The 11633-nt window shown below is 71.7% G+C and carries 9 protein-coding genes; all 9 read left to right on the forward strand.

The features are described from left to right. Positions 1–89: 89 nt before the first annotated feature. Positions 90–962, forward strand: a complete 873-nt coding sequence (locus OHS82_RS10775) for a dioxygenase family protein (protein ID WP_057576030.1) — start codon at positions 90–92, stop codon at positions 960–962. Beyond that, positions 959–2047, forward strand: coding sequence for a maleylacetate reductase (locus tag OHS82_RS10780; protein ID WP_057576027.1), 1089 nt, complete (start codon positions 959–961; stop codon positions 2045–2047). The genes OHS82_RS10775 and OHS82_RS10780 overlap by 4 nt, the downstream gene beginning before the upstream one ends. A gap of 308 nt (positions 2048–2355) precedes the next feature. Further along, entirely contained in the window at positions 2356–3564 is a 1209-nt protein-coding gene (locus OHS82_RS10785) for a cysteine desulfurase-like protein (RefSeq protein ID WP_328433766.1), read from the forward strand. A gap of 90 nt (positions 3565–3654) precedes the next feature. Further along, positions 3655–4092: a Fur family transcriptional regulator gene (locus OHS82_RS10790; RefSeq protein ID WP_057576024.1), complete on the forward strand. Its 438-nt coding sequence runs from the start codon at positions 3655–3657 to the stop codon at positions 4090–4092. A gap of 119 nt (positions 4093–4211) precedes the next feature. Further along, positions 4212–6434 (forward strand): catalase/peroxidase HPI, encoded by a 2223-nt coding sequence (katG, locus tag OHS82_RS10795; protein WP_057576023.1) that lies wholly within the window; start codon positions 4212–4214, stop codon positions 6432–6434. Between the two features lie 241 nt (positions 6435–6675). Then, positions 6676–8187, forward strand: a complete 1512-nt coding sequence (locus tag OHS82_RS10800) for a family 43 glycosylhydrolase (RefSeq protein ID WP_242433010.1) — start codon at positions 6676–6678, stop codon at positions 8185–8187. A 40-nt stretch (positions 8188–8227) separates the two neighbouring features. Further along, positions 8228–9676, forward strand: a complete 1449-nt coding sequence (locus OHS82_RS10805; RefSeq protein WP_328433767.1) for a family 43 glycosylhydrolase — start codon at positions 8228–8230, stop codon at positions 9674–9676. Between the two features lie 261 nt (positions 9677–9937). Next, positions 9938–10726: a polysaccharide deacetylase family protein gene (locus OHS82_RS10810; RefSeq protein ID WP_242433009.1), complete on the forward strand. Its 789-nt coding sequence runs from the start codon at positions 9938–9940 to the stop codon at positions 10724–10726. 208 nt (positions 10727–10934) lie between these two features. Beyond that, on the forward strand, positions 10935–11375 hold the full coding sequence (locus tag OHS82_RS10815; protein WP_328433768.1) for an SRPBCC family protein: 441 nt from the start codon (positions 10935–10937) through the stop codon (positions 11373–11375). Positions 11376–11633: the final 258 nt, after the last annotated feature.

Here is an 11633-nt window from a genome sequence, read left to right on the forward strand (position 1 = left end):
CGCGCCCCGGGGCGGATTTCTGCTCCCCGCGACGGTCCACGACGGATACTCGGCGGAGCCGAACCGCCGAGGCCGAGCAGGAGACCGCCATGGCCATGGACTTCACCGCCGAGACCGCGACGAAAGCGGTTGTGGACAGTTTCGCCCACACCCCGGACCCCCGGTTGCGGGAGCTGCTGACCAGCCTCGTACGGCATCTGCACGGCTTCGTGCGGGAAGTCGAGCCGACCCGGGCCGAATGGGAGCGGGCGATCGCATTCCTCACCGACGCCGGGCACCGGTGCGACGACACCCGGCAGGAGTTCATCCTGCTCTCGGACGTCCTGGGCGTGTCGATGCTCGTCGAGGCGATCAACGACCACAAGGAGCCGGCCGCCACCGACTCCACCGTCCTCGGCCCGTTCCACATGGTCGAGTCCCCCGCACGGGCGCTCGGGGACACCATCGACCTGGTCGGCGCCGGTGAGCCCTGCCTCATCAGCGGCCGGGTCGTGTCCGTCGACGGCACCGCGCTGCCCGGCGCGACGCTGGACGTGTGGCAGGCCGACGACCGGGGCTTCTACGACGTCCAGCAGCCCCGGGAACAGCCGCCGGGCAACGGCCGCGGCCTGTTCACCGCGGACGCCGAGGGCCGCTTCCGGTTCCGTTCGTGCGTGCCGAGCCCGTATCCGATCCCCACGGACGGGCCGGTCGGGACGCTGCTCGAGGCGACCGGCCGCCACCCCTACCGGCCCGCCCACATCCACTTCATCGTGAGCGCCCCCGGCCACCTGCCCGTGACGACGCACATCTTCGTGGCGGGCAGCGACTACCTGGAGTCGGACGCCGTCTTCGCCGTCCGGAAGAGCCTCGTACAGGAGTTCACCGAGGTGGACGACCCGGCGCGGGCGGCGGCGTCCGGTCTGGCCAACCCGTTCCGCCTGGCCCTCTTCGACATCGTGCTGCAGCCGGTGACGGCATGACCGGGCCGGCCCTGGACTTCACCTACCAGTCCCAGCCGATGCGCGTCGTGTTCCGGCCGGGCGCCGTGCCGCACGCGGTGGCCGCGGAGACCGGGCGGCTCGGCCTGCGCCGTGTCCTCGTCGTGTGCGGCGAGCGCGGTCAGGACACGGCCCGCGCCGTCGCCGCCGCGATCGGCGACGAGTGCGCGGGAGTGCACGCGGGCGCGCGCATGCACGTACCGGCCCCGACCGCCGAGCGGGCCGTCGAGGCGGCCCGCGAGGTCGGGGCCGACGGCTGCGCCGCGGTGGGCGGCGGCTCCGCGATCGGACTGGCCAAGGCCGTCGCCCGGCGCACCGGCCTGCCGGTCGTGGCCGTCCCCACGACGTATGCGGGGTCGGAGATGACGCCGGTCTGGGGCGAGACCGTGGACGGGGTGAAACGCACGGGGCGCGATCCGCGGGTCCTGCCGCGCAGTGTCGTGTACGACCCGCTGCTGACGCTCACGATGCCGTCCGCGCAGTCCGCCGCGAGCGGGATGAACGCCATGGCCCACGCCGTCGAGGCGCTCTACGCCCCGGACGCCTCGCCGGTCGTCGCGCTGATGGCGCGGGACGGTGTACGGGCTCTGGCGCGCGCCCTGCCCGACGTCGTCGCCGATCCCACCGGGCCGGCTGCCCGCGGCAGCGCACTGTACGGGGCCTGGCTGTGCGGCGCCTGCCTCGGCGCGACCTCGATGGGCCTGCATCACCGGCTCTGCCACGTGCTCGGCGGCGCCTTCAACCTGCCGCACGCCGAGACGCACGCCGTCGTCCTGCCGCATGTGCTGGCGTTCAACGCTCCGTCGGCGCCCTCCGCGACGGCCTCGCTGCGCCGTGCGCTCGAGGTCGCGGACCCGGCCCGAGAGCTGTACGAGCTGGGCGGGCGGCTGGGCGTCCCGCGGTCGCTCGCCGCCCTCGGCCTGTCCTCCGCCGACCTGGACCGTGCCGTCGACGCCACGCTCCGAGCGCCGTACGCCAATCCCCGAAGCGCCTCCGCCGGGGAGCTGCGGGCGGTCCTGCAAGCGGCGTTCGACGGTGCGCCGCCACCCGGCGACCGGCCGTCGTAGGCCACCGCGAGGGGGCCGGCCGTCGCGGCGAGGGGGCCGACCGTCGCCGCCGTGACGGACCGGCGTCACCGTCGCGCCGGCACCCGCCGTACCGGGTCGCCGTCGTCGCCACCGGTGACGCCCCGGCCAGGCCCCCGCTCGGCCCCGGCTCGGCCGCACCCGCCGGGGGCCGGGGACGAAGCTCCCGCGCCCCCCGTCTCCATGCCGCACGCCCCACGGCCCACGCCTCCGTGCCCCGTCCCGCATCCGCCACCACCGGCTCCCCCGACCCGGTGGTGGCGGCTCGGGCCGGGTGCCAGAGTCGGGGCATGGCTCTGGACGTCGCCGCGCTGCGCACCCGTTTTCCGGCCCTCGCACAGGGCTTCGCCTTCTTCGACGGCCCCGGCGGGACCCAGACCCCCGTACAGGTGGCCGAGGCCGTGGCCCGGACGATGACCGGCCCGCTGTCCAACCGGGGGCTCGTCAGCCCCTCCGAGCGCAACGCCGAGCAGGCCGTCGCCGACTTCCGCGCCGCCTACGCCGACCTCCTGGCCGTGCCCCCGAACGGCATCGTGCACGGGCGCAGCGCCACCCAGCTCACCTACGACTTCTCGCGGCACCTGGCCAAGGACTGGCGGGCCGGCGACGAGATCGTCCTCAGCAGACTCGACCACGACGCCAACGTGCGCCCCTGGATCCAGGCGGCCGGGCGCGCCGGCGTCACCGTCCGCTGGATCGGGATCGACCCGGCCACCACGGAACTCGACCTCGGCTCGTACGAACGGGCGCTGTCGCCCCGCACACGGCTGGTGGCGGTGACCGCGGCCTCGAACGTGCTCGGCACCGTGCCGCCGGTGCGCCGCATCGCCGACCTTGCCCACGCCGTGGGCGCCCTGGTCTACGTGGACGGTGTGCACTACGCCGCACACCACCTGGTGGACGTGCCCGCGCTCGGCGCCGACCTGTTCGTCTGCTCGCCGTACAAGTTCCTCGGGCCGCACTGCGCGGTGCTCGCCGCTGCGCCCGGGACCCTCGAAGCCCTCGCGCCGGACAAGCTGCTGCCGTCCACGAACGCCGTGCCCGAACGGTTCGAGTTCGGGACGCTGCCCTACGAGCTTCTCGCGGGCGCCACCGCCGCCGTGGACTTCCTCGCCCGGATGGACAGCGCGGCGGGCCCCGCGGGCGAGTCGCGCAGGCAGCGGCTGGCGCGTTCGCTGCGGTCCCTGCACGAGCACGAGAACGCGCTGCGCTCCCGGCTGGCGACCGGACTGCGCGCGCTGGGCGACGCCGTCACCGTCCACGCGAAGGCCGCTCAGCGCACGCCGACCGTCCTCATGACCCTGCGGGGCCGGGACGCGCGCGAGGCGCAGGCGCACCTTGCGGCGCGGGGTGTGGTGGCCCCGGCGGGCTCCTTCTACGCCCATGAGGCCTTCGCCGCGCTGCGGCTCGACGATCCCGCGCTGCGGGTGGGGCTCGCCCCCTACAACGACGAGGAGGACGTCGGCCGGCTGCTCGACGGGCTCGCGACCTTCCTCTGAGCCGCCCGGGCCGCCGAGCCACCCGCGACTTTCAGACTTGTACAGCTCGTTTTCTTGAATCGTTCGTGTTTATGCCGTAGGTTCGCACGCATGACAGCACCCGGTACACCGACCACCGCCGAGGAGCTGCGCGGTGCCGGCCTGCGGGTGACGGCCGCCCGGGTCGCGCTGCTCCAGACCGTCCGGGCGGGCGACCACCTCGGCGTCGAGGCCATCGCCTCCGGGGTGCGCGACCGCGTCGGGCACATCTCGCTGCAGGCCGTCTACGACGCCCTGCACGCGCTGACCACGGCCGGGCTGGTGCGCCGCATCGAGCCGCCCGGCAGTCCCGCCCGGTTCGAGGGACGCGTCGGCGACAACCACCACCACCTGGTGTGCCGGTCGTGCGGCGCCGTCGTCGACGTCGACTGCGCCGTGGGCCATGCTCCCTGTCTGACCGCCTCCGACGACCGCGGCTTCTCCATAGACGAGGCCGAGGTCATCTACTGGGGCCTGTGCCCCGACTGTTCGACCGTTCGCAGCACCTGAGCATCCGCAGCACACGAGCATCCGCAGAACCCCCGCGCCTCCGCAGGACCCGAGACCCGATCACCCGAAACCCTGCGGCACCTGAGCATGTGATCCGACCAGCCCAGAAGGATTCCCCCATGACCGAGAACCATGACGCGATCGTGACCGACTCGAAGGCGGCGGAGGCAGGTGGCTGCCCGGTCGCGCACGACCGTGCCGCACACCCGACCCAGGGCGGCGGCAACCGCCAGTGGTGGCCGGAGCGGCTCAACGTGCGGATCCTCGCGAAGAACCCCGCCGTGGCGAACCCGCTCGGCGAGGGCTTCGACTACGCCGAGGCGTTCCAGGCCCTCGACCTCGCGGCCGTCAAGCAGGACATCGCCGAGGTGCTCACCACCTCGCAGGACTGGTGGCCGGCCGACTTCGGCAACTACGGGCCGCTGATGATCCGCATGGCCTGGCACAGTGCGGGCACCTACCGCATCAGCGACGGCCGCGGCGGCGCCGGCGCCGGTCAGCAGCGGTTCGCCCCGCTCAACAGCTGGCCGGACAACGCCAACCTGGACAAGGCCCGCCGCCTGCTGTGGCCGGTCAAGAAGAAGTACGGCCAGTCCATCTCCTGGGCCGACCTGATGATCCTCACCGGCAACGTCGCGCTCGAGCAGATGGGCTTCACGACCTTCGGCTTCGCCGGCGGCCGCGAGGACGTCTGGGAGGCGGAGGAGGACGTCTACTGGGGCCCCGAGACCACCTGGCTCGACGACCAGCGCTACACCGGCGACCGCGAGCTGGAGAACCCGCTCGGCGCCGTCCAGATGGGCCTCATCTACGTCAACCCCGAGGGCCCGAACGGCAACCCGGACCCGCTGGCCGCGGCCCGCGACATCCGTGAGACGTTCCGCCGGATGGCGATGAACGACGAGGAGACGGTCGCCCTGATCGCGGGCGGTCACACCTTCGGCAAGACCCACGGCGCGGGCCCGGCGGACAGCGTCGGCGCCGACCCCGAGGCCGCCCCGCTGGCCGAGCAGGGCCTCGGCTGGAAGAGCAGCTACGGCACCGGCAAGGGCGGCGACACCATCACCAGCGGCCTGGAGGTCACCTGGACCTCCACGCCGACCCGGTGGAGCAACGGCTTCTTCGACAACCTCTTCGGCTTCGAGTGGGAGCTGACGGAGAGCCCGGCCGGCGCGAAGCAGTGGGTGGCCAAGGACGGCGCGGGCGCGGGCACCGTCCCGGACGCGCACGACCCGTCCAAGCGCCACGCCCCGACGATGCTGACGACGGACCTGTCGCTGCGCTTCGACCCGATCTACGGTCCGATCTCGCGCCGCTTCCACGAGAACCCCGACCAGTTCGCGGACGCCTTCGCCCGCGCCTGGTACAAGCTCACCCACCGCGACATGGGCCCGAAGTCCCTGTACCTCGGCCCGGAGGTCCCCGCGGAGACCCTGCTGTGGCAGGACCCGCTGCCGGCGGCCGACGGCGAGGTCATCGGCGCCGAGGACGTCGCGGCCCTCAAGGCCAAGCTCCTCGCCTCCGGCCTGACCGTCTCGCAGCTGGTGTCCACCGCGTGGGCCTCCGCCTCCACCTTCCGCGGCAGCGACAAGCGCGGCGGCGCCAACGGCGCCCGCATCCGCCTCGAGCCGCAGCGCGGCTGGGAGGTCAACGAGCCCGACGAGCTGGCGCAGGTGCTGCGCGTCCTCGAGGGCGTCCAGGCGGAGTTCAACTCCGGCGCGAAGAAGGTCTCGCTGGCCGACCTGATCGTCCTCGGCGGCGCCGCCGCCGTGGAGAAGGCCGCCAAGGACGCCGGACACGACGTGCAGGTCCCGTTCACGCCGGGCCGGGTGGACGCCTCGCAGGAGCAGACGGACGTCGAGTCGTTCGCCGCGCTGGAGCCGACCGCCGACGGGTTCCGCAACTACCTCGGCAAGGGCAACCGCCTGCCGGCCGAGTACCTGCTCCTCGACCGGGCGAACCTGCTCAACCTGAGCGCTCCGGAGCTGACGGTCCTCGTCGGCGGCCTGCGCGTCCTGGGCGCCAACCACGGGCAGTCCTCGCACGGCGTCCTCACCGACGCCCCCGGCACGCTGACGAACGACTTCTTCGTCAACCTCCTCGACCTGGGCACGACCTGGTCGTCGACGTCCTCGGACCAGTCCCTCTTCGAGGGCCGTGACGCCGCCACCGGCCAGGTGAAGTGGACCGGCACCCGTGCCGACCTGGTGTTCGGCTCGAACTCCGAGCTGCGCGCGGTCGCCGAGGTCTACGCGAGCGACGACGCGAAGGAGAAGTTCGTGACGGACTTCGTCGCGGCGTGGGCCAAGGTCTCCGACCTCGACCGGTTCGACCTGGTCTGACGGACCCGGCTCTCCGGAAGAACGGCACCACCGGGGCGTCCGGCCCGGCCCTCAGCGGCCGGGCCGGGCGCCCCGGCGCGTTCCGCCCCGAACCGGCGGTGCGGTGACAGGTGTTTCACCGGTGACTCCGGTCGACCCACGAGGGCGGTGGGGCTGTCCAAACCATTGACGCGGACATGTGCGGCCTCTATCTTCTGGCCGAAGTTACGAACTTCGTTCGACATATCGAACAGTCTGCTTCATGGACAAGGGACGGTCCCGTATGCCCCGGATGTACCGCCGCAGGCCCCTGCTCGTCTGCGTGCTGGCGCTCCTCGTCGCCCTGGTGGCGGCGACCCGACCGGTGTCCGCGGCCGACGGCCGCCCGTACACCAACCCGCTGAAGCCGACCAAGGGCGCCGATCCCTGGCTGGAGTACCACGACGGCAACTACTACCTGGTCACGACGACGTTCACGGGCGTCCTCGGCATCCGCAAGTCGCCGACGCTGGCCGGCATCGCCACCGCGCCCACCGTGCAGGTGTGGTCGGACACCACCTCGACCCGCAACACCAACATCTGGGCGCCCGAGCTCCACCAGTTCAACGGTCACTGGTACCTCTACTACTCGGCCGGCCAGGGCGGCGTCGCCTGCTGCGACTCGCAGCGCACCCATGTGCTGGAGAGCGCCGGCACCGACCCGCTGGGCCCGTACACCTACAAGGGCTCCCTCACCGGCTCCAACCTCACTCCGGGCGGCTGGCTGATCGACGCGAGCGTGTTGCAGGCGAACGGAAAACTGTTTCTCGTGGGAAGCGGTTTCGTGAACGGCAGCAAGCAGAGCCTCGTCATCGCGCCGATGAGCAACCCGTACACGCTGTCCAGTAACACGTTCACCGTCATTTCCAGCCCCACGCTGAGCTGGGAGACCTCGGGCGCACCGGTCAACGAGGGGCCTGAACCGCTCTACCACGACGGCCGAACGTTTCTGACGTTTTCTGCGAGTTACTGCCAGACCCCGGACTACAAACTGGGCCTGCTGGAGCTGACCGGCTCCGACCCGCTCAGCCCGGCGTCCTGGACCAAGAAGCAGACTCCGGTGTTCCAGCGCAGCGATGCGAACGGCGTGTACGGTCCCGGGCACAACGGCTTCTTCAGCTCACCGGACGGCACCGAGAACTGGATCGTCTACCACGCCAACAGCGCCTCCGACGGGGGCTGCGGAAACGGCCGGACGACCCGCGCCCAGAAGTTCACCTGGAACGCCGACGGCACACCGGACTTCGGCGCCCCGGTCGCGCTCGGCACGTCGCTCCCCGGCCCGTCCGGCGAGACGGCGACGACGCCCACGGCGTACACCCTCGTCAACCGCAACAGCGGCAAGTGCCTGGACCTCGACGGCGGTTCCGGCGCCAACGGCACGAACATCCTCCAGTGGACCTGCAACGGCGGGGCCAACCAGAAGTGGCGCGTCGAGGACCAGGGCGACGACACCAGCCGGCTGGTCAACGCCGCCACCGGCGGGGTGATGGACACCGCCGACTGCTCCGCCGCCGACGGCGCGGACCTGCGTCAGTGGTCCTGGCTCAACAACAAGTGCCAGCGCTTCCGGCTCGTCTTCACCGCGACCGGTGACTACGTCCGGATCGTCAACGAGAACAGCGGCAAGGTCGCCGACGTCGCGAACTGCCAGACCGTGAACGGCGCCGACGTACGGCAGTGGACCTGGCTGAACAACAACTGCCAGCAGTGGCGCCTCGTGCCCGCCGCCTGACCCCCGCCCGCCACAGCCACCCCCCATTCGGAGAACCCTCTTGAGACACAACGTCGTTCGGCTGCTCCTGGCCGTCCTCGTCGCCCTCGCGACCGCCCTCACCGGCCTGGGCACCCCCGCACAGGCCGCCGCGCCCGACTCCCCCGCCGTGACGTACACCAACCCGATCGCCGAGAAGCGCGCCGACCCGCACATCTTCAAGCACACCGACGGCTACTACTACTTCACCGCCACGGTCCCCGAGTACGACCGCATCGTGCTGCGCCGGGCGACGACCATCCAGGGCCTGTCGACGGCCCAGGAGGTCACCATCTGGACCAAGCACGCCGGCGGGGTCATGGGCGCGCACATCTGGGCTCCGGAGATCCACTTCATCGACGGCAAGTGGTACGTGTACTTCGCGGCCGGGGCGACGTCCGACATCTGGGCGATCCGGATGTACGTCCTGGAGGGCGCCGGCGCCAACCCGCTCACCGCGACCTGGACCGAGAAGGGCCAGATCAAGACCACGTGGGAGAGCTTCTCGCTCGACTCGACGACCTTCGTCGTGAACGGCGTCCGCTATCTCGCCTGGGCCCAGCGCAACCCGGCGGAGAACAACAACACCAGCCTGTTCATCGCGAAGATGGCCAACCCCTGGACGATCACCGGCACGCCCACGGAGATCTCCCAGCCGACCCTGTCCTGGGAGACGGTCGGCTTCAAGGTCAACGAGGGACCCGCGCTCATCCAGCACGGCGGCAAGGTCTTCATGACCTACTCGGCGAGCGCCACCGACGCCAACTACTGCCTGGGCATGCTGACCGCCTCCGCGACGGCCGACCTCACCGACCCGGCGTCCTGGACCAAGGGGTCACAGCCCGTCTTCACCACCAACGCCTCGACCTCGCAGTACGGCCCGGGCCACAACTCGTTCACGGTCTCCGAGGACGGCAGGTCCGACGTCATCGTCTACCACGACCGCAGCTACAAGGACATCTCCGGCGACCCCCTGAACGACCCCAACCGCCGCACCCGCGTGCAGAAGGTGTACTGGAAGGCCGACGGCACGCCCGACTTCGGCATCCCGGTGGCCGACGGCGTCACCCCGCAGCGCTTCTCCTCGTACAACTACGCCGACCGGTTCATCCGCCACTGGGAGTACCGCGCCAGGATCGAGGCGAACGTCAGCCCGCTCGCCGACTCGCAGTTCCGCGTGGTGCCCGGACTGGCCGGAACCGGCACGGTCTCGCTGGAGGCCGCGAACTTCCCGGGCTACTACCTGCGGCACAAGAACTTCGAGGTGTGGCTGGAGAAGAACGACGGCTCGTCGACGTTCGCCTCCGACGCCACCTTCTACCGCCGGGCGGGGCTCGCCGACTCGGCAGGCGTCAGCTACGAGTCGTACAACAACGCCGGGCGCTACATCCGCCACTACAACTACCTGCTGTACGTGCAGACGCCGAGCACGGCGACCGACCGGGGAGACGCGACGTTCTACGCCCAGTGACACTCCCGTCGACCGCCTCGTGACACTCGCTTCGAGATGACGACGGCGCTCCGACAGCCCGCGGACAGCGGGGCCGTCGGAGCGCCGCCCCATTTCCGCCGACAGGCCGACCGCGCCCCGTGTCCGGCGACGCCGTTTCCGAAACCGGATACGACGGAGCTCGGAGACTCCAGAGCTCGGAGACAACGGACGACAGGACTGCGACAACGCGCAGGTGAGAGACTATACGTTGCGTGTATACGCGTTATGTATAGTCTCGGCATGCGTTCGCTGACGAGGAAGACGAAGTTCACCCGGCCCGGGTTGCGCGGTGCCGCCATCTCGGTGGCGGCCGCGTGCCTGACGGTCACGCTCACCGGCTGCGGCGGCCTCGACACCACCCGTCCGAGCGCCGTCCGGGCCCTGCCCTCGGCCACCGCGCAGGCCGCCCGCTTCGGACCCGTCGACTGCCGTGTGGCGAAGTGCATCGCCCTCACCTTCGACGCCGGACCGAGCGAGAACTCCGCCCGGTTGCTCGACATACTCAAGGAGAGACAGGTCCCGGCGACGTTCTTCCTGTTGGGCAAGGGACACATCGACCGACACCCCGAACTCGTCAGACGCATGGCCGCCGAGGGGCACGAGGTGGCCAGCCACACCTGGGACCACAAGATCCTTACGCGGATCGAGCCGGAGAAGATACGCGAGGAACTCCAGCGACCCAACGACGAGATAGAGCGCCTCACCGGCCGTCGCCCCACCCTGATGCGTCCGCCGCAGGGCCGCACCGACGAGACGGTGCACGAGATCTGCCGCGAGCTGGGACTCGCCGAGGTGCTGTGGACGGTGACCGCCAAGGACTACACGACGACCGACCCCGCGCTGATCCAACGCCGGGTCCTCGCGCAGGCCGACCGGGACGGCATCATCCTGCTGCACGACATCTACGACGGGACGGTACCGGCGGTACCGGGGATCATCGACGCGCTGAAAGAGCGCGGATACGTTTTCGTGACGGTTCCTCAACTGCTGGCGCCCGGCGCGGCCGAGCCGGGGAAGGTCTACCGCTGACCCGAGACACCCCCACCCGTCCCACCCCCGTGGCCCGGACCGCGAACCGGCGAACCGGCGGACCGGCGGACCCGCGGACCGGCGAACCGGCGAACCGGCGGACCCGCGGACCCGCGGACCGGCGAACCGGCGAACCGGCGAACCGGCGAACCGGCGAACCGGCGGGTGATACCCCGCGGAACGGGCCGGTGTCCCTACGATCGAGAACGTGGTCATCTTCCAGGTGGAACGCACGGTCCCGCTGTCCGCGGAGGACGCCTGGCGGCGTCTGACGCAGTGGTCCCGGCACGGCGACGTGGTGCCCTTCACGCGCGTCCTCGTACTCACTCCCCCGCCGACCCGCGAGGGCACGGTCTTCGTGGCACGTTCGGGGTGCGGCCCGCTCGCCTTCGACGACCGGATGGAGGTCACCGGATGGCGGCCGCCCACCGCCGGAGAGCCGGGCCGGTGCCGGCTGGAGAAGCGCGGCCGGGTCGTCCTCGGCTGGGCCGAGATCGAGGTGCGGCCGTGCCCCGGCGGCCGGACCCGGGTGGTCTGGCGCGAGGAGTTGCGGGTGCGCTTCCTCCCGTCCTTCTTCGACCCCCTGGTGAAAGCCTCGGCGGGCTCGGTCTTCGGACGCGCTGCCGACCGCCTCCTGCGCACACCCTGAGGACGAGCGCCCTCCGAGGCGGCACAGGCCGGCTGCGCCCGGCAGCTCTGCAGGCGTGACGCGTGACCACCGTCCTGCGTGCCCCGCGGCACCTCTCAGCCGTCGCTCGAAGCCGCCCCGCGCGCGACTCGAGGCAGCTCCGCAGGCATCGCCACGCGAGGCAACCCGGCGGGGGAGCCCCGTGGCGCCCCGGCTGGCGTGGTCCCGCGGCAGCTCTGCGGACGTGACCCATGGCCGGCGTGGCCCGGGGTGCTGGCC

This window comes from Streptomyces sp. NBC_00425, from assembly GCF_036030735.1.
Lineage (GTDB): Bacteria > Actinomycetota > Actinomycetes > Streptomycetales > Streptomycetaceae > Streptomyces.